A 24,427-nucleotide genomic window follows, 5' to 3' on the forward strand; every position below is an offset into this window, starting at 1 on the left:
CAGCCAATGCGCCCGCCATGCACGAAGCCGACGACCCGGACGACGCGCTGCTTCCGCTTTTCGATGCCGAGCGCCTCGCCGATGCGATCGAACACGAGATCCTGTCGACAGCGAGCATCGCGCGAACCGGCAAGGTGCTGGAAGTCATCGGCACGCTCGTCAAGGTGGCCGGCCTCGACGTGACGCTCGGCGAGCTGTGCGAACTGCGCGCGGCGAACGGCGAATTACTTCAGCATGCCGAAGTAATCGGCTTCACGCGCGACGTCGCGTTGCTCTCGCCGTTCTCGCGGCTCGCCGACATCTCGCGCTCGACGCGCGTCGTCGGGCTCGGCCGTTCGCTGACGGTGCCGGTCGGCGACGCGTTGCTGGGCCGCGTGATCGACAGCCTCGGCGAGCCGATCGACGGACTCGGGCTGCTCGATACCATCGAAGAGCGCCCGGTCTTCGCGAACCCGCCTTCGCCGATGAGCCGGCGCATGATCGACACGCCGCTTGCGACCGGCGTGCGCATCGTCGACGGCATGATGACGCTCGCCGAAGGTCAGCGCATGGGCATCTTCGCGCCGGCGGGCGTCGGCAAGAGCACGCTGCTCGGCATGTTCGCGCGCGGCGCGCAATGCGACGTGACCGTGATCGCGCTGATCGGCGAGCGCGGCCGCGAAGTGCGCGAGTTCGTCGAGCTGATTCTCGGACCCGAGGGCATGGCGCGCTCCATCGTCGTGTGCGCGACCTCGGACCGTTCGTCGATCGAGCGCGCGAAGGCGGCTTATGTCGCGACCGCGATTGCCGAGCACTTTCGCGACCGCGGCCAACGCGTGCTGCTGATGATGGATTCGCTCACGCGCTTTGCCCGCGCGCAGCGCGAGATCGGCCTCGCCGCCGGCGAGCCGCCCGCGCGGCGCGGCTTTCCGCCATCGATCTTCGCCGAGTTGCCGCGCCTGCTCGAGCGCGCGGGCATGGGCGAGCACGGCTCGATCACGGCGCTCTACACGGTGCTCGCCGAGGACGAGTCGGGCAACGATCCGATTGCCGAGGAAGTGCGCGGGATCGTCGACGGACACATGATCCTGTCACGCGAAATCGCCGCCAAAAACCAGTATCCGGCCATCGACGTGCTCGCGAGCCTGTCTCGCGTGATGCCGCAAGTGATGACGCCCGACTATGTGCGCGCGGCAGGCCGGCTGCGCGAGTTGCTGGCGAAGCATCGCGAGGTCGAGATGCTGCTGCAGATCGGCGAATATCAACCGGGCGGCAATCCGCTTGCCGACGAGGCGATTCGCAAGATCGACGCGATCCGCGCGTTCTTCAATCAGGCGACGCATGAACTGGCCGCGCCGCAGGACACCGAGGCGCGGCTTTTCCAACTGGCGAACGGTTGACACGATGAGCACGACGCACAGTCCCGAGACGACACGACGACGGGTGGCCGCGCTTCAACTGACGATAGGCCGTCGCGAGCGGCTCGAGCGCCGTCTGCAACTGGTCCTGATCGCCGCGCGCGCTGCGCATGCCGAAGCGCTCGCGCAACGCGACGCGCAACTCGCGCGCACGGAGGCCGAGCGCGAGCAATTGCGCGGCTTTCACGCCCGCATCGCGCAGATGATGACGGGCGGCAGCGCCGTTCGTCTCGCCGAACTCAACGCGACGATGCGCTACGCCGATGTCGTCGCCGTGCGTGTTCAGCAGATGGAAGGCGAACTGGCCACGCTTGAGTCCGCGTTGCGCGGCAGGGCCGACGAACTCGCCGCGGCCACGCGCGCACTGGCGCTGAATCGCAGCCGCATCGATCTGTGCGGCGAGCGCATCGCGCACTTGCATATCGAGCTGGACCGTCAAGCCAGCGACGCCGAGGACGACGAAGCGGAGGAAACCGCGCTAGCGCGTTTGCGTCCGCCGACCGGTATCCACGGCACGGCCGTTTGAAAACGCCGAGCAATGAGCAAACCACACGGTTCCAAATTTGATTAGCCATCCATAATGTACGACACCATCACCACACTGCCGCAATTCGGCGCCACACTGATTCGCTCGCTGACCGTACTCGGCGTGTGCTCGGTGCGCCTCTTTGTGATGCTCTACCTGTTCCCTCCGACGGCGGACGGCATCCTGCAAGGCGTGGTGCGCAATGGCGTCGTGCTGCTGTTCAGCTCGTTCATCGCGTATGGTCAGCCGGTTTCGCTCTATACGTCGCTGACCGGAACGGCGCTTGTCGTGATCGGCTTGCGCGAGGCGGCCATTGGCCTGCTGCTGGGCTTTGCGGCATCGACGGTATTCTGGGTCGCGGAAGGCGCGGGCATCTACGTCGACGATCTGGCCGGCTACAACAATGTGCAGATCACCAATCCATTGCGCGAAGAGCAGTCCACGCCGACGGGCACCTTGCTCGCGCAAGTGGCGAGCGTCGCGTTCTGGACCTTCGGCGGCATGACGTTCCTGCTCGGCGCGCTGTACGAGTCGTATCACTGGTGGCCGTTGAGCGCCGCGACGCCGGTGCCCGCGAACGTGCTCGAAAGCTTCGTGCTGCAACAGACCGACTCGCTGATGCAGACCACCGCCAAGCTCGCCGCGCCGATGATGCTGATGCTGCTGCTGGTCGATTTCGCGTTCGGCTTCGCGGCGAAGTCGGCGCAAAAACTCGAGCTGATGACGCTCAGTCAGCCGGTGAAGGGCGCGCTTACGGTGATGATGCTTGCGCTCTTCGTCGGGATTTTTGTCGACCAGGTCCGCGATCAGCTCGTGCTCTCGGGTCTCGGCGAACAGTTGCGCGCCATCGCGGGGCCGCTGCGCAAATAAGCGGGCAATGAGCGGGCAAATAAGCGTGCGCGCCGCGCCGCCAATTCTCAACACTCCTCAAATGCGCATGAACCGTCAGATTTGTTGAGGATGTGCTTCACACGCTTCGATACATTGGGCATCGCCGGCTCACGTTGCACGTTGCATGACGCACGGCCAACCCATCGACCATCGTGGACATCGTGGAACCCATGAACAACAAACGGCTCATGCTTGCTGCCCGGCTGGCAGCGTCTCTTGTCTTCGCGTTGCCCGCCTTGCTCGCGGCGCCCGCCGAAGCCGCCGCGATCCGCTGGCGCAGTTCCGTGGTCCACGTCAGCGCCGAAGGGCAGGACGTGAAAGACGTGCTGCGCGATTTCACCGCCGGACAAGGTGTGCCCGCAACCATTTCCGGCGACGTCCACGGCAGCGTGAGCGGCCGCTTCGACATGCCGCCGCAGCGCTTTCTCGACACGCTCGCGTCGAGCTTCGGCTTCGTGTGGTTCTACGACGGCAGCGTGCTGTCGATCAGCGATGTGAACACCGTCACGCGGCGGGTCATCAAGCTCGATCATGCGAGCGCCGCCGACTTGCGCGCGGCGCTCACGCAACTGCGCATCGAGAATTCGCGCTTTCCGATCACTTACGACGAGAGCCAGAGCACCGCGCTCGTGAGCGGCCCGCAAGCGTACGTGCAACTCGTGTCGGAAGTCGCGCGCCGGCTCGACGACAACGCGGCGCAGCGCTCGGGCTCGATGATTCGCGTGTTCCAGTTGCATCATGCGTGGGCCGCGGATCACAACGTCGAGATCGACGGCAAGACGGTGACCGTGTCGGGCGTCGCGAACGTGCTGTCGTCCATGTACCATCCGCGCGACAAGCGCGGGCGCAACGGCGCGGACAGCTACGAGCAGGCCGCCAATCGCGCGGCGCGCGAACCGACGATGCGCCGCCTGCAACCGATGCGCGACGTCACCGGCAGCACCGACGGCGGCGGCTACGAAAGCGGCGTGAATCCGCCGCTGCCTGCCGGCATTGCGGCGAACGGCGGCGTCGCGCCGGGCATCGGCGGATTGCTGAACGGCATGGCCGCGGGCGGTGGCCCTGGCATGCAGTCGGTCGGCTCGTCCGATGGCGGCGACGGCGGCAGCGGCGACACGTCGGTGAGCGGCAGCCAGGCGCTGCCCGTGATCGAAGCCGATCCGCGCACAAACTCGGTGTTGATCCGCGACGTGCCGCAACGCCTGTCGCAGTATCAAAGCCTGATCGACAAGCTCGACGTGCGGCCGCGCCTGATCGAAATCGAGGCGCATATCATCGAGATCGACGACAACGCGCTCAAGCAGATCGGCGTCGACTGGCGCGCGCATAACAGTCACATCGACATTCAGACCGGCAACGGCACGACGCAGCAAAACGGCTACAACGGCAACATCGATCCGATCTTCGGCACGCAGACGCTGTCGGACGGCACGACCGTCATCAACACGACGCCGCTCGGCGGATCGCTCACGGCGGTGCTCGGCAACGCGGGCCGCTATCTGCTTGCGCGCGTGAACGCGCTGCAGCAAAGCAATCTCGCGAAGATCGATGCGAGCCCGAAGGTCGCGACGCTCAATAACGTGGAGGCCGTGATGGACCAGAAGACGCGCTTCTTCGTGCGCGTGTCGGGCTACACGTCGGCGGATCTGTACAGCGTGTCGACCGGCGTGTCGCTGCGCGTGTTGCCGCTCGTCGTGGAAGAAAACGGCAGGACGGACATCAAGCTGAACGTTCATATCGAGGACGGCGCGATTACCTCGCAGCAGGTCGACAACATTCCTGTGATTACGACCAGCACGATCAACACGGAGTCGTTCGTCGGGCAGGGCGAGAGTCTTTTGATTGCCGGCTATCGCGTCGATACGTCGACGAACGGCGAAACCGGCGTACCGGGTCTTTCGAAGATTCCGCTGATCGGCGGGCTGTTCCGTTATCGCGACGACCAGCGCAGTCACATGGAGCGCTTGTTTCTGCTGTCGCCGCGCATCATCGAGTTTTGAGCGCGACGCTTGGGGCTTAGCCGTTGCCGCGCGTGCGCGCGGCGAGGGCGGCTGCGCTCAGCAACGCGTACGGCGCTTTCGGCGCGCTGCTCGCGGACGCGGCGAACGCTGCTTGCGAGTCGCCCCACGCGGGCGCATTGCGGGCCACCGCGCTATCGGCGGGATGCACTTCGGCGCGAGGCGGCGCGGCCGGCGCAGCGACGGGCTGCATCGGTGCGAGGCAGGTCATGGCCGCGGCTGTGCGGGCATCGTCGTGCAGTGTCTCCAATGCGACGCCGTGGCTATCCACGCAATCCACGCTATCCATGCTGTCCGCGCTTTCAACGCTTTCTTCAAGCGCGGCCTCCGACGTATCAGTCATCTCGATGCGGTAGCCGTGCGCATACAAGGTCCGCAGATGCACGCCCCACGGGCCGTTCAGTTCCAGCTTCTTGCGCAGCTTGTAGATGTGCTGTTCGAGCGTGCGTCCAATGATGTCTTCGGAACGGCTCCATACAGCGCCCGCGATCTGGCGGCGGCTCACATATTCGCCGCGGCGCGAGAACAGCAGCCACGCAATCGCGAATTCACGCGGCGTGAGGCGCACCGCGTGGCCGTCGACGTGAACCGTGCAGTTGCGGCGATCGAGCCGGTATGCGCCGCATTCCAGCGTGTCGCTCGAATCGGCGCTCTGTAGTTGCACGCGCAACAATGCGAGGTGCACACGCAGCATCACCTCGCGCGCATCGACGGGCGACAGCACGACGTCGTCCGCGCCCGCATCGAACAGCCGCGCGATGGCTTCGCGGTCGTGGCCGGCGCCGATCACGATCAGCGGCGCGCGGCGGTCGGCATAGCAGGCACGCCGCGCGAGCACCGGCCGCAGCGGATTGAGACCGGTGTCGGCGTCGATCAGGATCGCGCTGTATTCGTCGCGATAGATTGCGCGCGCGAAGGCGACGTCATCGGCGAACCGATGGCAGACTGCGCCGTCGGCTTCGAAACAACGGCAGATCAACCCGAACAATGTTGCGCTTCTGGTCATCACTGCAAGTTTCATTTTTCCTCCGTGCGATACCGCTCGCCCGCGAGACTCACGGGCGAAAGGCGAACGTCATTCGTGGAACGGGTAGGCGGATGCGTTTGCGGTTGCGGCCGATTACGCAATTCGAATGACTCGACAGTAGAGGGAGCGGTCCATCAAGGATGTAACGTTTTGTTTCCTCACCGCGATTCAATCGCCTGATTGAAAAGCGGATCACGAAATTGCCATTTTTCGACTACCTGTTTCTCGTAGTTCACTCGGCGCAATAGACGTTTTTTGCCGCTTGCCGAAAAAATAATGACGGAGCAGGGCGCGTTGAACCTTACAGAAGCGAAGCTGCGCGAAGCGCTGAAATCGCTTTTGCGACAGCCGTTTACGCGCGATCCTTACATTCATGTAATGTTGGTGTAAGGTTGAAGCGCACTTTAGACGCCGGCCAATATTTAACCGCTGCGGTATTGGGGGCAAGCGACACGCGCGTCCATCGCTTGCAATCCGTAATACGCATTTATTTCCGCACGAGCGCCTGCTTAATTGCGCGTCTGCCGTTATTTACCGCTATGAGAATTGTTGAGCGTGTTTAATTACGGATTGCCTAATATGGGCTCGCCGCAGGTGAATCGTGCCTCGATCCGACTGGAGACTCGCCGTGCCGTATCTGCTCAACGCCTGGTATGTCGCCGCGCTCTCCAGCGAGGTCACGGCGGATGCGCCGCTGGCGCGCACGCTGCTCGACGAGCCCGTCGTGCTGTATCGCGTCGCGGGCGGACAAGCGGTTGCGCTCGCGGATCGCTGCCCGCATCGCTTCGCGCCTTTGTCTCGCGGACGCGTGGTCGACGGTGCGCTCGAATGTCCGTATCACGGGCTGCGTTTTGGCGCGGAAGGCCGCTGCGTGTTCAATCCGCACGGCGATGGCCGCGTGCCCGCGCGCGCTGAAGCGCGCCACTATCCGGTGCGTGAGCGCTACGGCGCGATCTGGTTCTGGCCGGGCGCTCCGCAACGCGCATCGGATACGCCGCTTCCCGCGTTCGATTATCTCGATCCGCAAGAGAACTTCACGAGCGAGCGCTATCTGCACACGCACGCGAACTATCAGTTGAGCGTGGACAATCTGCTCGACCTGAGCCACTTTCAGTATCTGCATCCGGAGACGCTCGGCAGCGAGCAGATGGCGAGCGGCGCGGTACGTGCGACGGTCGCGGGCAACACGGTGTCGGTGCGTCGCGAGATGAAGGGCGAATATCTGCGGCCGATGCTCACGCAGAGCTTCAACCTGCTCTATGGCGAGCGCGCCGACCGCGAACTCGACGTGAAATGGATACCGCCAGGGCTGCTCACAATCGTCGTGCGCATTTGCGAAAGCGGCTTGCCGGAGACGACGCGCGAAGCGGTTTCAGCGCACTGGCTCACGCCCGAAACCGCCGCGAGTTCGCATTATTTTTTCGCGTTCGGTTTGCCGCGCGCGATCGGCGAGCATGGCGCGGAGCTGGTGAGCCGCACGGCGCAAAGCCTGCTCGCGCCGTTTCGCGATGAAGACATTCCGATGCTCGAAGCGCAGCAACGCATGATCGGCGAACGCGATTTCTGGTCGCTGCGCCCGGCGATGCTGCCGATCGACGCGGGCGCGGTGCACGCGCGCCGCATCATGGAACGGCTGATCGCGGACGAAGCGCGGCAAGGTGTATCGACGGCGGGGGAGGTATTGTAGTTGGGGGCTGCGGCCAGCAGCCAAAGCCCTCGACAAAGCCTCCGCCCGTCGTTACATCGCGCCGCCTGGCGCGTCAGCGGCCGCTGTGCGCGTGCCCGCGCTTGCAAGCGTGGCTGCTGCCGGACTTGCATGCGTCGGCACCACGCCACCAACTTCCAACGCAGCCGATTCACCCTCCGGTTCCGACACCGGCGTCCAGAACGTCAGGCTCTTGCCGATCCGGCTTTGCTCATGCGATGCACGCAAGCCGTATGTCCAACCCTGCGAGCTGCTTCGCGCGACCTCACGCAGACCGAACAAACCGAGCGGCCGCCACGCCGACGGATCTTCGAACGCGCTCTGCATTTTCCGTTCGAGCGTGCGCAGCTTCGCCTCGATCAGCGCACGCTCCGCGCGGCTCAGCGTCCGCGTGGACGCATCATCTTCCAGACGCGAGCGCAACTGATTCGACAACGTCAGATACTGGTTCAGGCGCGGTACGCATTCATCCTTGATGACCCAGCGTTCGCCGAACGAAAACTCACCGGACGATTCCAACTGCGTCTGCTCGATCACCTGTTGCAGCCGTTGCGCGCCGATGCCGTGCACCCACGCCGGATTCGCGCGCACCGAGCGGGCCCAGTCGTCGGCGTTGCGGAACATGCGGTCCTGCATCGTGTATTCGGCGACGAGGCCGCGGTTATCGCGCATCGCGAAGACGAACGACGAGCGCCCAAACGGCGTGACGTCGACGGCCGCGCCGGCCAGCGTCTTCGGGGCAGGGCTGACCGATCCCACGTCGCCTAAGCCCAAGCCCGTGCTCAAACCGTTGTCGCCCAGCCCAATCGCACGCGGCGCGAACTGTGCGCCCGCGCTCGCCGTCAGCGAGCCCTGCACGGCAGTCGCGCCGATCGTGCTGGCAAGCGCGCCGCTCTCCTTCAGATCGGCGGCGGAATAGAGCGTCACGCCCGAGCTCACGCCCGCATAAACGCCGACGCGATCCGGCGAACTCGCGCCCGGCACGTTCGCACGCGCGACGCCGCCGACGGTCAGCGGCGTCGCCGTGACCGACGTCGCGTTATTGCTTTGCGACGACAGCGAGATACGTTCGTTGTCCGCGATACCGGCGGCGAGAATCTGCATGAACTCGTCGGGTGTCTGCGCCTGTTCGGCTGCGTCCCAGTAGGCGTTGACCATCTGCCGGCTGTCCTTGTGCCAGACCTCGGCCTCGTGCGCGGCGGTCGCGGGCGTGGGCGCGAGCCGCCGCGCGCGCAACACCACCGACTGCTCCCACGCAAGCGAGCCGCCCATGCCCGACGATGCCCAGCCGCCCGCCATGCCGGCGACGCCGGCCACATCGAGCGCCGCGCCGACGAAACCTTGCGCGCCCAGCGCGCCGTTCACGCGGCTGCGGTTGCCGAAGATCATCTGGCCGCCTTCGTACGCGGTGCCGATCGAATACATCGAATCGCGCCCGCCGAGTACCGTCACGATCGGTCCCGCGGAGACCAGCAGCTTCGCGGGAAGGTTGCCCCACGCGTTGGCGTCGAGACCGAGTGCATTGCCGTCATACGATGTGAAGCCCGTGCCCGGCACGTTCTGCGCCATCAGCGCGAGATGCTGTTCGCGCAGATTGCGCGTCGTGATCCGTTCGAGCGGCGCAATGCCGGGGTTGTCCAGCAGATCGTGCGCGGCCTGCAGATTGCGCTGCGTGGGCTCGGCGAGCGGGGCGTCGTCGGCGGCCATCGCGCTTGCATTGAACCAGCGTTCGAGCGTGGCAAGCGTGAAGCCGCCGTCCGTCATTTCATCGACGAAGCGTCGGCGCCGCTCGCGATCGTCGAACATGCGCAAGCAGCGCTCGACGTTGCGCTGCGCTCGCGGATCGCCTTGCCCACGCATTGCGGCGACGCGTGCGCGCGCGGCGTCCCACATCCGCCGCGCGTCGCGCCGGCCGATTTCGAACGATTCGGGCCGGCGCTTTTGCAACTCGCGAAGCCGCGCGTCGTATGGCACATCGGGGCGCGCATCGGTCCATGCCCGCAGGCGCTCCGCGTTCAGCGCATGCGTGAGCATCCGGCCGGGCGTGGCCGCGCGTGGCAACTGCTCGTTGCTGTAGTCGAGCAGCGCGGTGCGGGCGGCGATCAGCGCGGTGTCGTAGCGTCCGCGCGTCGTGTCGAAGAACGGCGTGTCGGCGCCAAGCAGACTCGAGACGCCGAGCGGCGAGCGGTTCCTGCCGAACACGCGCGGCACGTCGTGCACCGCAAGCCCCACGCGCGCCTTCGCATGCGCGAAGCGCTGGGCAGGCGGTGCGCCGTCGATCGAACCGAGCGCCGCGTCCTTGCGCTGCTGCCGCTGTGCGCCGCGCTCAACCCACATCGTGCCGCCGTCGAACAGCAACTGTGACGCGCGCTCCAGATCGGAGCCGGGGCCGCTTTCGTCGAAGCCCATTTGCCACAGACGGTAAGCCGTGATCGCTTCGATCTCGCATGCGCCGATGTCGTGCGCGTCGACGGCGTCGGGCGGCAGACGCCGCGCCGCATCGAGCGCGAGCATCGCGTGCCGGCCATACGGATCGTCGATGAACATGCGATAGGTCGCGTCGTCGTTGAGATCGGTGGGCGTCGCGCCGAGGTCGGCGTCCATCGAACGCAGCTTGTGGCCGGCCTGCAGATAGACGACGAGCCGCGCGGCCGCGCTGTTGCCGCGCTCCGCATGCGGGGCGCTGTCGCCGAACTGCAAACGCAGCAGACCTTCGAGTGCGGCGCAACGCGCCTGCGCGAGGTTTTGCGCGCAGCGCCAGGTGCGGGGTTCCAGATCGTCGGGTGCGTCGGGTGGTGCATTACTGGCGATGTCTAGCGGCTGCTGCAAGCGTTCGAGAATTCGCGCGGCCAGCGCGGGATCGCCGCCGCTTGCCTCGGCGAGCGCCTCTGCGACCGGCACCACGCACTCCTGCGGCAGGCGTTCGACGGCCGGCGGCAACGACGCGTCCGCACCCGCCGGCCGGGGCCTGCGCAGCGTGAGTCCGTCGAGCAGGCTATTGATGGCGGTCTGCCGCGCGTCCGCCACCTCCGGCGTGGCATCGGCTGGAATCGGGAAGAGCCGGTTCACGGCGATCACGGGCTGCATGAAGTGATCGTCGAGCGTTTGCGCCCATTCGCGGGAGGCCGCGTTGGCTTCGCGGTTACGCAGACGGCGCAGCGTCTGGCCGATCGCGCGCGGACTCATGAACTTCGGCACGGGCAGCGCGCCGCGCGTGGCGTCGTCGGCCAGGAAGGCGGCCGTGCGTCCGATCGACGCGTTCGCGAGTTGCGCGCCCTGTGCGCCGATCGCGATCGCGGCGCTGTCCAGCGATGCCGGTTCCTGCGCCGGCGCACGTTGCGGCGGACGGGGAAAGCGCGTATCGGCGGCTGCGTTGGCGACGCTGCCGGCTGCGGTGAGCGTCGATTCGAGCACGGTTACCGTGGTGTTTGACGCGCGGAAAATCCGCGTGACCGGATTGTGGCGCACGCGGTCCGAGAGACGGGCGAGGCCGCTGAGCGGGGTCTGGGTGTCGGGGGTGGTGGGGTGTGTTTGTGGCTGCGGTTGCTGTTGTGATGAAGTCGCGGCGTTATCGCGGCTGGGTAGAAGAGAGGTCAGTGGCGGAAAGCGGAAGTTCATCGAGTCCTCCGAAGCATGCAGCGGCGCGGCGCGCGAGAAGCGGGAGTGTGGCGTCGGGCGTCGCGTGTGAGGCGGGCGCCGCGTTAGGCGCTATACGTCACGCGTTTCGTGCGAATTTGATGTGCCGTGTTTCGCCTCGTGCGTGACGCAAGACCCGACCACGCTACTGCGCAGCCGACGCCGCGTCCAACGGCGGCTCCGGCGCGGGCACCACTGCGGCGGGGTCGCTCGCGCGATAGAACAAATACGTCGCCGAATACGGCACGAACAGCGACACGCCTTCCTGGTCGCAAGCCGGATTCGGCGGGACGCCGCCAGAGGTCAGCACGCGCTGCACCGACGTCGTCCTCGCAAAGCGGCCTTCGCCTGTGCGCTCGCCGGCATTGAAGCGCGCGTCCATGCGTTGCCACGGCAGCGCGTCGGGCGTGACGGTCTGGTCGGCGGCGAGGCGTCCGATCATGTAGCTGCCGTCGTACGCGCTGAACATGCGGTTGGGCATCACCGTGCCGACGCTCTTGCGCGCCTGATCGACGAGCGTGGCTTCCGTGCCTGTCGACGTCCACTGAAGCGCGCCGCCGCTTCGCCGGCAGCTCCACACTTCATCGCCGATCGCGCTCAACACGTCTTGCAGGACTTCCTGCGATCCGGCTCGCAGCGACAGCGGCAAGGTTTCGTTGGCAGGCGGGACGAGCTTCTGCTGCTGGGCGATCTTCAGTTGCGCGGAGCCGGGCGTCGGGTCGGCACACGCGGCGAGAAGACTCGCGAGCGCAAGCGCGACGAGCGCGCGGACGGCGACAGCAGGCGCATGGAACGCGGCCGCGGGACAGAGCGCGGAAAGAGAATGTTTCGGCACGGCGATCTCGACGCAACGCAATGGCGGTAGTAGACATGAAGCGCGACGGACGCGCCGGGACGCTGCGAAGCGCCGGACGGATTTGCGCAGAAGCGGCTTCTTGTGTCGACTTGCGCGAGATCGCCGCGAGTGCCGCGCAATGACGGCGCTTGTGCGCCGCTGCGCGCTCAAAACCGCCGGACCGGTTTGCGCAGAATCGACTTCTTGCGGCGACCTGCGCGAGATCGCCGCGATGCCGCGCAACGACGACGCGTGCGCGCCGCTGCACGTCGCAACCCGCCGACGAACTTGCGCAGAATCGCTTTCTATGTCGGCTCCCGCGAGAATGCCGCAACGCCGTGCAAGTACCCGCGACAACCGCTAACGTCGACCCCGCACCCCGCCGCAACACCTCATCGTTCGCTTCGCTTTATTGCGCATCGTTGCGCGCGGCACACGGCAACTGCATCGCGCCGCGTTTTACATTCAAGCGTGCCCGGCAACAACGCGCGCCAGGCCACCGCGTCGCTTCGCTAACAAGGAGTCGTCATGACGTATAGCGCATTTTCCACGCTGTCCTACCCGGCTGGCGGATATATGGGCGCGGCCGATCCTTCGTCGCTGTTCACGCGATCCATCACGACGCAACCGAACGCGTGGGGAAACGTCGGCGGCAACGTCGGCAGCAACGCCGGCGCGAACTGGAATTCGCCAGGCGGCATGGGTGACAACGCGCTCGAGCAACTCTTTCTGCAGTTCCTGTTGAGCATCACGAGTCCATCGCAGGAATCGTCGGGCATGCCGATGCCTTCCATGCCCTCGATGCCGTCGCTCCCGACGAGCAGCGGCGGTGTCACCCAAGCGAGCTATCGCAGTTCATCCGGCACGGGCGTGGTCAACGCGAACGGCGCCGTCGAGCGAGGCGACGCCAACGTGCGGCCGGCCGGCTCGGGCAATGCGGCGGGCGTCGCCCAGACGCAGTTGCACAAGTCGGCGGCCAGCATCATGGCGGACCAGGGCGTGCCGATGGACAAGGGCGTCGACACGACCGTGTGCTGCGCGAACTTCGCGTCGGCGTGTCTCGTGAAGTCCGGAAAGATCTCGGAGTCGCAGCACACGAATCTCGTGTCGACGCTTCACAGCGAATTGAAGGGCGATGGCTGGCGCACCGTGAGCCGCAACGAGGCGAAGCCGGGCGACATCTGCATCGTCGGCGACGATGAGCACGTCGAGATCGTCGCGAGCAACGACAACGGCCGCATCACGTTGATCGGTTCGAACAATACGCAAGGCGGCAGCGGCCCGCAGGTCGTGTCGTACGACACCTATACGGGCAACCGGGGCGACGTGAAGTTCCTGTCCGAGTGACAACCCGATATGCGATGCAAGATGCGCGAGCCTCACGCGTACCGCGTTCAATCGCGACCAGCCTAACGCTCGACCATCAACCGGTCATAACCATGAAACGAACCATGCTGCTGCCGCGCCTGCTGACCAGGCGCGAGCCGCAAGTCCGGCATGCGCCGAGTCAACGCGCGCAATAGCGACTCCAGTTGCATCCGCGCGAGCGCAAGTCCCATGCAGCTATGCGGACCCGCGCCGAACGTCAGCGAACGTCCCGCCTCGCGCTCGAAGCAAATCTCATCGGGCGCGGCGAACACCGCCGGGTCGCGATTCGCGCTGCCGATGAGCGGCATCACGCGTTCTCCGCGACGAATCCGGCAGCCGTCGATCTCCACATCGTCCCATGCATAGCGAAACACGGACTGCACCGCGGGATCGTAGCGATACAGTTCGCGCACGGCTTGCGGCACGAGCGAAATGTCGTCCTTCAGCGCCTGCCACGCGCGCGGCTCGCGCAGCAGCGCGGCGACGCTATTGCCGATGGACAGCAGCGTCGTGCCGTATCCCGCGATAAACAGAAACAGGATATTGACGAGCATTTCGCGCCGGCCGATGCCGCCTTCCTGTTCGAGCCGCAGGAAGCGCGAGGCCGCATGATCGGGCGCGGCGTGAGGGTCGATGGCGCGCATGAACGATTCGACTTGCGCGAGGAAAGCCTCGGTCTGCATGGCCGCGAGCGCGTGTTCCGCGGCGGACATCGGCGCGCCGCTGATCAGTTGCCACGCGCCCGCCGACGCCTCCAGATAACTCGCGCCGTGCGCATCGGGAAACCCGAGCAGACGGCAGATCGTGCGCACCGGCAACACGCTTGCGATATTCGCGACCAGATCGAAACGCGGCAAGTGCTCGCATTGATCGACGAGGCGCGCGACTTCATCGTCGATAAAGTCTTGCAGCGACACCAACGCCTTGCGTGAAAACAGCGGCCCGAGAAAGCGCCGCAGCCGTTCGTGCGCTTCGCCCGTTTGAAACACGACCATGCTGGCATAGCCGAGCGGATCGTCGAGCGGCTCGGTGCCAGGCGGCGGCCGCGCCGAAAAACGCGCGTCGTCGAGTATGCGGGTGACGAGCGCATGCGACGACGCGAGCCATACACCGCTCGCGTCGCGGCACAGCGGCCGATGCGCGCGCAACCATCCATAGAGCGGATACGGATCGCCCGAACCCGTGCCGATGATCGACGGCAGCACGCTGTACGAGCCTGGGTCCGGGATCTCGCAGGTCATCGGCGGTTGGCCGTCAGCATGCGTGCGTGCGTGTATCGGTGAGCGGCACGTCGAACGTAAAAGTCACACGTTAAGAGTGTAATTACCCGGCAACTGTGCGGGCTGCTCAACCGTCAGCGGCTGAACCCGATTGTTCGGCGCGCTGTTCAGATTCAGATCGCCCGCGCCGATGTTCACCTGATCCGCTGCGAACTTGTACGTGCCGTCGCTCTGTTTCTCGCCTTCGACGAGGCCGCCGCTCATGATGAGATCGAAAGGCGAGCGGCCGTTCGTCATCAGTTCGTTGACTTCTTTCTTGCCGTCGGCGGTGAAGCTCACGCTGCCGTCCGCGCCCACCGTGCCGACCGATTTGCCGTTCTTGTCGTACAGATTGCCGGACGGATCTTCGAGCAGGCTCACTTCGCCGCCGGAGCGCGTCGAGAGTTTGATGGAGCGCAGCGGCGGATTGCCGTTCGACGGCGCGCCGGGATACTGACCGGTCGAGCCGGGGAACTGGCCGCCGCCGGGATACTGACTGCCGCCCGGATACTGGCCGCCCGTGATGCCGAGGTCGTTGAGCAACTGCTGGATGTCGGCGTCGATCTGCGCCTGGTTCGCGCCGCCATTCTGCTGCCCGCCTGGGTACTGGAACGTCGGGCTCTGGTAGTACGCGGAGTTCACGTTATTGGTGGTCATGGTTCCTCTCACAAGGTTGATTCATGCGGATAACGAAGACTGATGAGGTCGCCAGATCGCGCCGACTTCAACACAGACAGACTATGGGAAGGGCATCGGCGTGCGCGGACGGATGCGAAGCGGGGTGTGAGCACGCGAAATCCGCGCGCCACAACCGCATGCTTCGCGATCACGCTCCGCGCTTCGTATGCGCGCGATAGCCACGCGCCGCGCGTCCGAGAATGCAGAGTGTCGCTTTATGCCATTCGTTCGCCCAGGTACGTGCAATGAAAAACGATCCATGCAGTGTCGCGGTGCTGGGTGTGCTGCTGACGATCTTCTCCGTGGGACTGCGGCTCGGCGCGCACGCAGACCTCGAGGAACTGCTGCTCGTATTGCGCCAGCTTCATCCGAACCCGGCGGTCGTCGACATCTGCGAGGTGAGGCTGCTCGTCAATTCGCGGCGCTGGATCGATGCGTTGCGTCTGTTGCGGCAGATCGACGAGCAGGGCTACGGTTCGCCCGTCGTCACCGCATTGCAGGCCTGGTGTCTGTACATGCTCGCCGATCGCGACTGGCGGCGTTGCGCGGCTGCGGTATTGCGCAGCGGCGATCCCACGGCGCTCGCGATCGTCGCGAAGTTTTTGAGCATCGGCGGGGACTCGATTGCCGCGCGCATTGCCGAAGCGTTAGGCAATGAATACACGTGACGACGCCCGCGATGAATTCCACGCAAACTCGCCGCGATGCGCGGGCAGCGATGTCGGCCAAGTCAGCGCCGTCATCGCGACGCGGCCCCGCTGCGCGCATTGCCCGCTTTCACGATGCGGTCGTAACGCGCCTGCAATTCCGCCGCACGACGTGTATCGCCGGCTTCGCTACAGCACACGATGAGACCGGTCAGCGCGCGCTCGCGGAACGCGCTGTCCGCACACGCGTTGGCCAGTTCGTAGACGGTTTCCCATGCGGCGATGGCCTGCGCGACCGGCGCGTGCGCGAGCGGCAGCGTGCTCGCGAGAACCGCATGAACGCGCATCTCGTCCCGTCTACGCGGCGTGGCGCCGGCCTGCACGCCGGCGAGCACCGCACGGCTGCGCTGCAGATATTCGGGTTCGAGCGAAAGCCGCGTCCACAGCCAGGCCGACCCTTCGAGCAGCGAGATCGCCGTCTCGAAGCGTTCGCATTGCGTGCTCCATTCGAGCGACGCGCGCAGGTCTTCGAGATCGCTGATGTCGAGCGCGTCGATATGCGGGCGCTCGCCGCGCTTGCGATGCGCGTTCAGCCGCACGGGCAGACCCACCGCGAGCGCGGTGCGGTCGTATTCGCCGGCGTCGCGCAGCATGTCGCGCGCGAGATGGCGGACGGGGCGCCGGATATGCAGCATCCACTGTCCGCTGCTGTCGATTTCCTCGACGAGGCCCGCTTCGGTCAACGCGTCGAGCGCGGCGTCGGCGAGCGCGTCGCTGCGGATTGCGTCGTGCAGGGTGGCGGGCGTGCGTTCGTGCGTTTGCTCCGGCGTTCCGACGCCTGTGCTTGCGGCCATCGACGGCTCGCAGGCGCCAAGCAGCCCGATGGCCGCGCAGCGCGGGAATTCGCCGGCGAACATCGAGAGGCGCAGCAAGTGCAGACGCGCGCGTCGGTCGAGCCGCGCGAAATGCAAATCGAACGCGAGCGTGATCGGCGCCGAGCGCGAATGCGGAACGCCGGGCGTTTCGATGCGTGGTCCGATGAGCGCATCCAGACATTGCGCGTAGCGGGCCAGTGCGCTTTCGAGCGGCTCGCCGGCGCGCATGTTCTGGTCGATGGTCGCCGCGGCGAGTTCGAGCGCGAGCGGCACGCCGGCGAGCAGTTGCGTGATGAGCACGGCGGCGTCGATGGCGGCTTGCGACATCGCCCCGCCGTCGAGCGCGGTCAGCAGCGCGTTGCCGCTCAGCGGACGCGGCGACGTTTGCTGGGACGTTTGCTGGGACGTTTGCTGCGACGTTTGCTGCGACGTTTGCGGCGATGTTTGCGGCGACGAATGCGGCGACGAATGCGGCGAAACCCGTTGCCGCTCCCGCCGCGCGGACAGCGTCGCGAGCCGTGCGAACAGCAGACGCAGCGCGTCGTATTCCGGCGCGAGCGTCGCGTTCACGCGAGGCTGTTCGGGCGTGCGCAACGGGCCGAGCGTGACGACTTCCTCGATGCACAAGCCAAGCGGCGCACTCGCGGTCACGATCGCACGCACGTTCGGTCCGGCCGCCAGCAACGCGTCGAGCGTGTGGGCCGCGAGCGCTCCGTCGCACTCATTGCAATCGACGACGAGCAGCACTTCGCGCGTGCGCACGCCGTCGAGCAAACGCGCGAGCGGCGTCTGTCCCGAACCCGCGGGCAGATGCAACGCAAGCGCGAACGCAGCGGCGAAACCGTCGTCGGGCGTGAGCGCCGAGAGCGCCACCGGCACGACGCCGTCGCGAAAGCGCGCGGCGAGGCGGCGCGCCGCTTCGTGTGCGAGGCGCGCCTTGCCCGCACCGGTTGCGCCGACGAGCGTGATGAGCCGCGTGATCGATATGAGGCCGAGCACTTCCGAAAGCTCGGCATGCCGGCCGATGAACGGCGTGAGTTGCTGCTGCGTGCGGGCCGGGCTCGCCGCTGCGCCAAACGCGGGCTGCGCCGCGCGAGGCGCGGTCACGATCGGCGGCTCGCTTGGCAACTGCCAGCTCGGCGCGGGTGGAGCGGGCGGAGTGGGCGAAGCGGAATCGCCAGGGCCGTTGGTCTGAACCTCGGCGGCAAAGCGATAGCCAAAACCCGGCACGGTGACGATCAAATCGCGATCGTCGCCGAGCGCGCGCCTCAACGCGGAAATCTGCGATTGAACCGTATTGACGTCGACGTTCAGTTCAGGCCAGCCGCGTCGCCCAAGCTCGGCCTGGGCGACAGGCCGGCCGCGCGCCTCGACGAGCGCGATCAGCAGTTCGAGCGCCCGCGCGCCGAGCTCGACCTCGAGGCCATCGGCGACGAGCCGCGGCGGCTCCTGGGACAGCGTGAAGCGACTGAACGCCAGGATCGTTTCGTTCGGTCGTAATGACGGCATCGTGGATCTCCAGCGGATTCGGCGAGCCCGGTCGGCTGGGCGCCACCGCGTGCGGCGGATCAAATGCTCACCGGTCATGTCGATCGTGGCCGCGTGCGCAGAGGCGTTCTCGCGGCGCACGCGCGGTCGACGCCTTTTGACAATTTCGCCGGGCAATGGATTCGTCAGCTTATTGCGAGTTGCATGGTTCGGCAATAGGGTCCAGCGCGCGGGCCTGCCCACGTTCGGCAAGCATCGCGAATCTCAACAGTTCTCAAATCGGCCCGAACGCTCAGATTTGTTGAAGATGTGCGCCGCATATCTGCATAGATTAGGGGATGCGAACGATGGTGGCATTCGCAACGATCGGTTTGCAGCAGCATGCGTGCGGGTGAATCGAGCCGCGCGCATCAACGAGGAGTAGCGCAATGTTCCTGACGCTTTACTTTCCCCTGGCGGCGTCGTTGTCCGTGCAGGATCTGCCGGACGGGTTTCTCAACAAGATACGCGACGGCGATCTGCAACCGGCGGGCGCGCAGGCGAGCCGCTGGTCGGACCTCGCGCGCGGCGCTGCGGGCTCGCCCGACTTGCTGCGCCTGCATGCCGACATGCAGATGGCGCTCGGCATCTGCGACGAAGCCGAAGAACAGTATCGCCGCGCGCAGAAGGCGATCCGCTCGCCGCGTCAGGCGATCCGCGCGGCGTCGTGCCGCAACGCCGGCTGGCAGGCACTGTTTCGTCACCGGCTCGCGACCGCGCTGTCGTGCTTCGCACGGCTCGTCGACGAGCCCGACGTCGACGCGGCGCAGCAGATCGAAGCGCGGCTCGGCATTGTCGGTGCGTTGCACGAACTCGGCCGTTCGCGCGATTCGGGCGACGCGCTCGACGAACTCGCGGCCGCGATCACCGACCCGTCGCTCGGGCACTGGCGCGAGATGATCGCCACGTTGCGCTTCGACGTCGCGGTGCAGCGCGAATTACGCGGCGCGACGCTGCTTTCCGATCACGCGTACTGGCAGTCGGGCCTCGGCGACCAGACGCTGCGCGGCGTGGGCACACCAGGCACACCCGGCGCATTCCGCTCGATGGCCTCCGCAAGCGACGAAGCCGATCTTCACGAAGTCGAAGCGTTGAACGTCTGCACGCCGCTCTTACGCCAACGCGTCGATTATTTGCGTCAGTTGCGCGCGCTGGCGCGTGGCGAACGCGCGGCGCTCGACGGCATCACCGCGCATCTGAACTGGGCGCAGCAGCGCGGCTTCGGCGATTATCTGCGCACCACGCGGCTCGAAGTCGTGCTCGCCGCGCTCGCGTCCGACGCGCCGCAACTGGCCGAGATGCTGCTCGAGCCGCTGCATCGGATCGACCACGCGGCGTCGACGGGGCATCGGCAGCTCGAATATCTGTATGCGGTCGCGAAGACGCATCAGGCGCTCGGGCGCAGCCGCGAGGGCATGCTGTTTTTCGGCCGCTACGCGCTGATCGCCACGCAGTGCCTGCGCGACGATTCGCAGGTGCTCGTGTCGTATGCGGGTAAGGCCGCGCGCCAGGCGCCGCAACTGGACGACGTCGCCGCACGTTTGCCCGCGCGTTACCGGCGCGCTTATCGCTACTTGCAGGAAAACCTCGACCGGCGCGATCTGTCGGTGCGCGAAGTGGCCGCCGAAGTCGGCGTGACCGAGCGCGCGTTGCAAAGCGCGTTCAAGCACTCGCTAGGTCTTTCGCCGACCGAACTGATTCGCCGTCTGCGGATGGAGCGGATTCGCGCGGACCTTCTCGACGATTCGTTCAACGGCGAGCGCACGGTGCTGTTCACCGCCAACAAGTGGGGCGTGCAGAATCGTTCGACGCTGGTGAGCGGCTATCGCAAGCAGTTTCACGAGGCGCCTTCGGAGACGCTGGAGCGGTGACGCGGCGCGTGCTGTTCTAAACGGCGGGTTCGGCGGGTTCGGCGCGTTTCGTTCTCAACACAAGTGGCTTTGAGAACCGCGCGCGCCGAACATGCTTCATCACGCGGTCAACACGTACTGCAAGTCGGCGAGGCGGCTCGACATCTGCGGATCGCCTGGACGCTCGAACGTGTTGCAGAACACAACGGTGGCGTCCTGCGCGGACTGTGTGTTTTTTATCGCGTCGATCGCGCCCGCTTGCGTGGTCTGCAATTCGTGCTTGAGGAAGCCGTAGTTGGCCTGCTCGCTCGACGGATCGAGATGATTCGCGGAGCAATAGTCGAGATAGTCCTGCTTGCGCGAGCCGGTCCATTGCGCGATGCCGTAGCCCGATTGCATGTTCGAGTTCGGCGCGCCGATTGCGCCGCCCTGGTTGATGCCTGGGTTCATCCCGCCGCTTTCGTGCCACAGATTCGCGACGACGCCCGCGGCCTGGTTTCGCGTGAGGCCAAAGTCGCGTTGCAGATTGGTCATGAAGTACTGCGCGGTTTTTTTGGCTTCAGGCGTGCTGGCCGAACTGGATTGGCCCGAGCCGTCGCCGGCCGGCACGCCGCCTGTCGTCGATGTGCTTCGGTAGCTGGCGGGCGCGGCGCGAGTTGCCGTCGAAGGCCGCGAAGGCATGGAGGGCAGGGAAGGCATCGCGGGCATGCCGGAATTCGACGCGCCGCTATCGCTGAAGAGATCAGCGAGAATCTGCTCGATCTCGCGCGCGATGTTCTCGTCGCTTGCGCTGCCCGTGCCGGAACCGCCGGGCCCGAGCTGATGAATGAGCTGGTCTAGACGTTTGAGTTCGGCGGCATCGATCATGGTGGTCTCGCTCGGAAGGTAAGGGACGAGATCGGTTGAGCATGCAGGATCGAGCCAACTGTAGCAGCGGCGAATTTTCGTTTGATGCGCGGTTCGGAAGTTGACGCCGCTAAAGCGAAGCGGCGAGGCCGCCAGGCAGCGAGCCACGGCAGCTACAAGCTAAAGCTTCGACCGTTTCCCCAGCCCGAGCTTTTCCATGCCCTCATGAGCGTCGATCACGATCGTCGCGATTTCGCCGACGGTCACGCGCAATTCGGTCGCGCGAGAACGCATGTGCTCATACGCTTCGTTCTCGCTCAGCCGATGCGCGTCGATCAGAATGCGCATGGCCCGCTCGATATGTCGGCGCGCCTTGATCGCCTCCTCGAGCTTGCCGATCTTCGCGTGCAGCCGCTGCTGATAACCCGACGAAGCGCGCGCGAGCACGAGCGTGCTCAGCACACCGGTCGAGCGATACGGCTTCGTGATGACGCCGTGCGCCTGCGTATCGAGCAGCATCTTCAAAGCAGTGGGGTTCTCGTAGTCGGACAGCGCGATCAGCGTGGCTTGCGTGTCGGCGGCGCTCCAGTTGCCCGCGTTCCTGATTTCGGGGCCCACCAGAAAAAAGATCACGTCGGCGTCGGTGGGCAGATGCGCGGGCAGCGGCCAGATCGCGCGAACCGGGCAGCCGATGCGCCGCAATTGCTCTTCGAGCACGCTGCGGTCGTCGCCGGGCGGATGAATCACCACCACGCGCAGCGTGCGCAGATCGTCGAAGATGCGGCGCGCGCCTGCGTTCATACCGGCTCTCCGTCGAGCCAGAATTCGGCGAATCCGTAGGAAGTCAGATAAGGATCGGGTTTGACCGGTTGACGGCCTTCCCACACGATGTCGAATGCGCCGTCAGGCCGGCATACCGCAATGCGCGGCGTGAGGATCGCGTGATTGTTCGCGCGGTCGATTCGCAGCGAGCCTTCGGGCGAATCGAATTCGACCTCGTACACAGCGTCGACCAGTTTCGCCGTATCGAGGCTGCGCGTGCGTGCCAATGCGAGCGCAAACAGATGCACCTGGTTGTACGCCATCTCCGACCACATGCTCGCGGGTTGGTCGCCAAAGCGCGCGCGCCACGATTCGAGAAAGCGCTGGTTGCCCGGCAGCTTCAGCGTGTTCACGTAGCTCGCGGAAATGATGTGGTTGCCGCACAGTTCAGGACCGATCATCCGCGTTTCGCCCTCGGTCATCGTCAAGCTTGCAATCGGGATGCGTGCAGGATCGATTCCGTGCTCGCGATAGAGCTTGTAAAACGCACGCGCGCCCCGGCCAATCAGCGTCGAAAATACCACGTCGGGCTCGACTGCCCGGATCTGCTCGATGACGTCCTGCAGCGCCGCGGGCTCGGCGTCGCTCGGCAGATAGACTTCTTCGACAATCTCGCCGCCATGCTGCTCGACCATGTCGCGCATGATGCGGTTCGATTCTCGTGGATAAATGTAGTCGGCGCCAACCAGAAAAAAACGCCGGCCATGATTGCGCAACAGGTAGGCCGCCAGTTGCATGCTGTTCTGGTTCGGCACCGCGCCCGTATAGATCACGTTCGGCGAGTATTCGAATCCTTCGTAGATCGAGCAATACCAGAGCAGCGCGTTATAGCGTTCGATGACCGGCAACACCGCCTTGCGGCTCGACGAAGTCGAACAGCCGAAAATGACCGTGACCTCGTCCTCCTGCAACATGCGCGACGCGAGCCGGCGATATTCGTCGGGATCGCTTTTCGGATCGTACACGACGGGGTCGAGCAGACGACCGTCCACGCCGCCTGCCGCGTTGACTTCCTCGATTGCGAGGACAGTGCCGAAGAAATGCTCCGACTCCGTAGCCGCCGTCACGCCCGTGCGCGAGAACAGCACGCCGACGCGCCAGCCCGATTCGGCGGACAGCGGTTTCGCGGGCCGTTGCGCGTTCGTCTCCATCGTCTCCATTCAGTGTTCTCCTCGCTGCGCTTCGCGTTGCGTTCGGTTAGACCGCGGCGCGATGGCTAACTGTTGTTCCCGCACTTGCGATGATTGCCTGCTCGACGAACCCTGCGGCGGCGAGGCAGCGCGCATCGTCTAACGGCCGGCCGATCACCTGCACGCCGATGGGCGCGCCGCGCGCGCCGCTGAGGCCAGGCACATTGACGCACGGACAGCCGAGCAGCGTCCAGTTGCGATTGAACGCCGGGTCGCCGGTCGACGCAAGTCCGTCGGGCGCTTCGTCGGGCGCGCTCGGTGTGAGCAGCGCCGTGACGCCGTCGAACAGTTCGGCGAGCCTGGCTTTCGCGCGAGCCATCGACGCACACGTGTTCGCATATGCCGCGGCATCGACATTCGATGCCCGCGCGAGAAACGCAAACAGCACCGGCGACAGTTGCGCGCGATGACAATCGTACTCGAAGCCGAGTGTTTGCCACGCCTCATAGCTTTGAATCGTGTCGTGCGCGGCGATCAGTTCGGCCATCCATGAATCGAAGCGCAGCGGCCGAACGCGGCCGCCCGCGCGCTCGATCGCACGTATCGCCGTGTCGAGCACGTGGCTCGCATTCGCCGAAGGTTCGGTCCACGGATAAGTCTCGGGCACACCGAACACGGGCGGCTCCGCGTTCCGGTCGAGCGCGAGCGGACGTCCGCTCAAAACCTGCGCGAGATAGGCCACGTCGCGCACGCCCGCGGCAAAGAGGCCGACCGTATCGAACGACCACGAAAAGCATTTCATGCCGGCGGTAGGCAGCATGCCGAGCGTCGGCTTGAAACCGGCGACGCCGCAAAACGAAGCGGGCCGTATCGTTGAGCCGCCCGTCTGCGAGCCGATCGCGAACGGCGCGATGCCGGCCGCGACGGCTGCGGCCGAACCGGACGACGAACCGCCCGCCGTGCGGCCAGGGTCGCACGGATTGCGCGTGACGGTCGGCGCCATGTAAGCAAATTCGCTCGTCACGGTTTTGCCGACGAGCACCGCGCCGTTGCGCTTTAACAAGGTGACGATTGCCGCGTCCGACTTCGGCCGATGATCCGCGTAGATCGGCGAACCGTACGAAGTCACGAAGTCGTGCGTGTCGAAGATGTCCTTGACCACGACGGGCAGCCCGGCAAGCGGCCCTTGCGCGGCGGACGCGTTCGCGAGCGCAGTTTCGTGCGTGGCAACGGCGGTCATCGCGCGAACTTCGGCGTCGACTTCCTCGATGCGCGCGAGCGATTCGAGCACGGCACGGCTGCTGCGTTCATGCGGATTCTGCGCGCCGCGCTCGAGCAGCGCATAAGCGGATTGCGGCCGATAAAACGATTGGGCAAGAGTCATGGCGTA

General features: G+C 65.8%; 19 protein-coding genes. 9 read left to right on the forward strand and 10 right to left on the reverse strand.

The window, feature by feature from the left end:
• Positions 1–17: 17 nt before the first annotated feature.
• The 4 genes from sctN to sctC all read left to right on the forward strand — a co-directional run bounded on the left by sctN (position 18) and on the right by sctC (position 4,814).
• Positions 18–1,379, forward strand: a complete 1,362-nt coding sequence (sctN, locus tag CUJ91_RS23580) for a type III secretion system ATPase SctN (RefSeq protein WP_114158041.1) — start codon at positions 18–20, stop codon at positions 1,377–1,379.
• A gap of 4 nt (positions 1,380–1,383) precedes the next feature.
• Positions 1,384–1,923: a type III secretion protein gene (locus CUJ91_RS23585; protein WP_114157283.1), complete on the forward strand. Its 540-nt coding sequence runs from the start codon at positions 1,384–1,386 to the stop codon at positions 1,921–1,923.
• A 54-nt stretch (positions 1,924–1,977) separates the two neighbouring features.
• Positions 1,978–2,793 carry a type III secretion system export apparatus subunit SctT gene (gene sctT, locus CUJ91_RS23590; RefSeq protein WP_006047128.1) on the forward strand — a complete coding sequence of 272 codons (816 nt, stop codon included), beginning with the start codon at positions 1,978–1,980 and terminating at the stop codon, positions 2,791–2,793.
• Positions 2,794–2,984: 191 nt separating this feature from the next.
• Entirely contained in the window at positions 2,985–4,814 is a 1,830-nt protein-coding gene (gene sctC / locus CUJ91_RS23595; RefSeq protein WP_114157284.1) for a type III secretion system outer membrane ring subunit SctC, read from the forward strand.
• 16 nt (positions 4,815–4,830) lie between these two features.
• On the opposite strand, the gene CUJ91_RS23600 is transcribed toward sctC, so the two are convergent.
• Positions 4,831–5,853, reverse strand: coding sequence for a response regulator transcription factor (locus CUJ91_RS23600; RefSeq protein ID WP_114157285.1), 1,023 nt, complete (start codon positions 5,851–5,853; stop codon positions 4,831–4,833).
• Positions 5,854–6,460: 607 nt separating this feature from the next.
• Here CUJ91_RS23600 and CUJ91_RS23605 point away from each other — a divergent pair.
• A complete protein-coding gene (locus CUJ91_RS23605; protein ID WP_244231077.1) occupies positions 6,461–7,546 on the forward strand; it encodes an aromatic ring-hydroxylating dioxygenase subunit alpha in 1,086 nt (361 codons plus the stop codon).
• 51 nt (positions 7,547–7,597) lie between these two features.
• Here the strand turns inward: CUJ91_RS23605 and CUJ91_RS23610 are convergent, their stop codons facing one another.
• Positions 7,598–11,182: a hypothetical protein gene (locus CUJ91_RS23610; protein ID WP_114157287.1), complete on the reverse strand. Its 3,585-nt coding sequence runs from the start codon at positions 11,180–11,182 to the stop codon at positions 7,598–7,600.
• A 163-nt stretch (positions 11,183–11,345) separates the two neighbouring features.
• Positions 11,346–12,035: a DUF3455 domain-containing protein gene (locus tag CUJ91_RS23615; protein ID WP_114158042.1), complete on the reverse strand. Its 690-nt coding sequence runs from the start codon at positions 12,033–12,035 to the stop codon at positions 11,346–11,348.
• A 528-nt stretch (positions 12,036–12,563) separates the two neighbouring features.
• Between CUJ91_RS23615 and CUJ91_RS23620 the strand changes: the two genes are divergently transcribed.
• On the forward strand, positions 12,564–13,382 hold the full coding sequence (locus CUJ91_RS23620; protein ID WP_114157288.1) for a hypothetical protein: 819 nt from the start codon (positions 12,564–12,566) through the stop codon (positions 13,380–13,382).
• 62 nt (positions 13,383–13,444) lie between these two features.
• Here the strand turns inward: CUJ91_RS23620 and CUJ91_RS23625 are convergent, their stop codons facing one another.
• Together CUJ91_RS23625 and CUJ91_RS23630 are read right to left on the reverse strand one after the other, a co-directional pair.
• Positions 13,445–14,644: a cytochrome P450 gene (locus tag CUJ91_RS23625; protein WP_114157289.1), complete on the reverse strand. Its 1,200-nt coding sequence runs from the start codon at positions 14,642–14,644 to the stop codon at positions 13,445–13,447.
• A 63-nt stretch (positions 14,645–14,707) separates the two neighbouring features.
• Positions 14,708–15,319 carry a hypothetical protein gene (locus CUJ91_RS23630; protein ID WP_006047136.1) on the reverse strand — a complete coding sequence of 204 codons (612 nt, stop codon included), beginning with the start codon at positions 15,317–15,319 and terminating at the stop codon, positions 14,708–14,710.
• 266 nt (positions 15,320–15,585) lie between these two features.
• Between CUJ91_RS23630 and CUJ91_RS23635 the strand changes: the two genes are divergently transcribed.
• Entirely contained in the window at positions 15,586–16,008 is a 423-nt protein-coding gene (locus CUJ91_RS23635; protein WP_006047137.1) for an HrpB1 family type III secretion system apparatus protein, read from the forward strand.
• 71 nt (positions 16,009–16,079) lie between these two features.
• Here CUJ91_RS23635 and CUJ91_RS23640 read toward each other — a convergent pair whose 3' ends face one another.
• A complete protein-coding gene (locus CUJ91_RS23640; protein ID WP_114157290.1) occupies positions 16,080–18,371 on the reverse strand; it encodes a winged helix-turn-helix domain-containing protein in 2,292 nt (763 codons plus the stop codon).
• A 76-nt stretch (positions 18,372–18,447) separates the two neighbouring features.
• Here CUJ91_RS23640 and CUJ91_RS23645 point away from each other — a divergent pair, with 76 nt between their 5' ends.
• Complete coding sequence (locus tag CUJ91_RS23645) at positions 18,448–18,774, forward strand: hypothetical protein (protein ID WP_044020119.1); 327 nt, start codon at positions 18,448–18,450, stop codon at positions 18,772–18,774.
• Between the two features lie 4 nt (positions 18,775–18,778).
• Positions 18,779–20,260 carry a helix-turn-helix transcriptional regulator gene (locus CUJ91_RS23650; RefSeq protein ID WP_114157291.1) on the forward strand — a complete coding sequence of 494 codons (1,482 nt, stop codon included), beginning with the start codon at positions 18,779–18,781 and terminating at the stop codon, positions 20,258–20,260.
• 99 nt (positions 20,261–20,359) lie between these two features.
• Here the strand turns inward: CUJ91_RS23650 and CUJ91_RS23655 are convergent, their stop codons facing one another.
• The 4 genes from CUJ91_RS23655 to CUJ91_RS23670 all read right to left on the reverse strand — a co-directional run bounded on the left by CUJ91_RS23655 (position 20,360) and on the right by CUJ91_RS23670 (position 24,421).
• A complete protein-coding gene (locus CUJ91_RS23655; protein WP_114157292.1) occupies positions 20,360–21,106 on the reverse strand; it encodes a phage tail tip lysozyme in 747 nt (248 codons plus the stop codon).
• A gap of 159 nt (positions 21,107–21,265) precedes the next feature.
• On the reverse strand, positions 21,266–21,886 hold the full coding sequence (locus tag CUJ91_RS23660; protein ID WP_006047141.1) for an ANTAR domain-containing response regulator: 621 nt from the start codon (positions 21,884–21,886) through the stop codon (positions 21,266–21,268).
• Positions 21,883–23,058 carry a transporter substrate-binding domain-containing protein gene (locus tag CUJ91_RS23665; RefSeq protein ID WP_114157293.1) on the reverse strand — a complete coding sequence of 392 codons (1,176 nt, stop codon included), beginning with the start codon at positions 23,056–23,058 and terminating at the stop codon, positions 21,883–21,885. Before CUJ91_RS23665 ends, CUJ91_RS23660 begins: the two co-directional genes overlap by 4 nt.
• Positions 23,059–23,104: 46 nt before the next feature.
• Positions 23,105–24,421 carry an amidase gene (locus CUJ91_RS23670; protein WP_114157294.1) on the reverse strand — a complete coding sequence of 439 codons (1,317 nt, stop codon included), beginning with the start codon at positions 24,419–24,421 and terminating at the stop codon, positions 23,105–23,107.
• Positions 24,422–24,427: the final 6 nt, after the last annotated feature.

Source organism: Paraburkholderia graminis (genome assembly GCF_003330785.1).
Lineage (GTDB): Bacteria > Pseudomonadota > Gammaproteobacteria > Burkholderiales > Burkholderiaceae > Paraburkholderia > Paraburkholderia graminis.

Bases quoted from the DNA above. Each gene is read 5' to 3' on its own strand.
- sctN (WP_114158041.1), top strand. From the start codon at position 18: ATGCACGAAGCCGACGACCCGGACGACGCGCTGCTTCCGCTTTTCGAT.
- CUJ91_RS23635 (WP_006047137.1), top strand. From the start codon at position 15,586: ATGAAAAACGATCCATGCAGTGTCGCGGTGCTGGGTGTGCTGCTGACG.
- CUJ91_RS23645 (WP_044020119.1), top strand. From the start codon at position 18,448: ATGTCGATCGTGGCCGCGTGCGCAGAGGCGTTCTCGCGGCGCACGCGC.
- CUJ91_RS23665 (WP_114157293.1), bottom strand. From the start codon at position 23,058: ATGGAGACGAACGCGCAACGGCCCGCGAAACCGCTGTCCGCCGAATCG.
- CUJ91_RS23630 (WP_006047136.1), bottom strand. From the start codon at position 15,319: ATGACCACCAATAACGTGAACTCCGCGTACTACCAGAGCCCGACGTTC.
- CUJ91_RS23640 (WP_114157290.1), bottom strand. From the start codon at position 18,371: ATGCCGTCATTACGACCGAACGAAACGATCCTGGCGTTCAGTCGCTTC.
- CUJ91_RS23660 (WP_006047141.1), bottom strand. From the start codon at position 21,886: ATGAACGCAGGCGCGCGCCGCATCTTCGACGATCTGCGCACGCTGCGC.
- CUJ91_RS23670 (WP_114157294.1), bottom strand. From the start codon at position 24,421: ATGACTCTTGCCCAATCGTTTTATCGGCCGCAATCCGCTTATGCGCTG.
- sctT (WP_006047128.1), top strand. From the start codon at position 1,978: ATGTACGACACCATCACCACACTGCCGCAATTCGGCGCCACACTGATT.
- CUJ91_RS23610 (WP_114157287.1), bottom strand. From the start codon at position 11,182: ATGAACTTCCGCTTTCCGCCACTGACCTCTCTTCTACCCAGCCGCGAT.
- CUJ91_RS23600 (WP_114157285.1), bottom strand. From the start codon at position 5,853: ATGAAACTTGCAGTGATGACCAGAAGCGCAACATTGTTCGGGTTGATC.
- CUJ91_RS23650 (WP_114157291.1), top strand. From the start codon at position 18,779: ATGTTCCTGACGCTTTACTTTCCCCTGGCGGCGTCGTTGTCCGTGCAG.
- CUJ91_RS23625 (WP_114157289.1), bottom strand. From the start codon at position 14,644: ATGACCTGCGAGATCCCGGACCCAGGCTCGTACAGCGTGCTGCCGTCG.
- CUJ91_RS23585 (WP_114157283.1), top strand. From the start codon at position 1,384: ATGAGCACGACGCACAGTCCCGAGACGACACGACGACGGGTGGCCGCG.
- CUJ91_RS23655 (WP_114157292.1), bottom strand. From the start codon at position 21,106: ATGATCGATGCCGCCGAACTCAAACGTCTAGACCAGCTCATTCATCAG.
- CUJ91_RS23620 (WP_114157288.1), top strand. From the start codon at position 12,564: ATGACGTATAGCGCATTTTCCACGCTGTCCTACCCGGCTGGCGGATAT.
- sctC (WP_114157284.1), top strand. From the start codon at position 2,985: ATGAACAACAAACGGCTCATGCTTGCTGCCCGGCTGGCAGCGTCTCTT.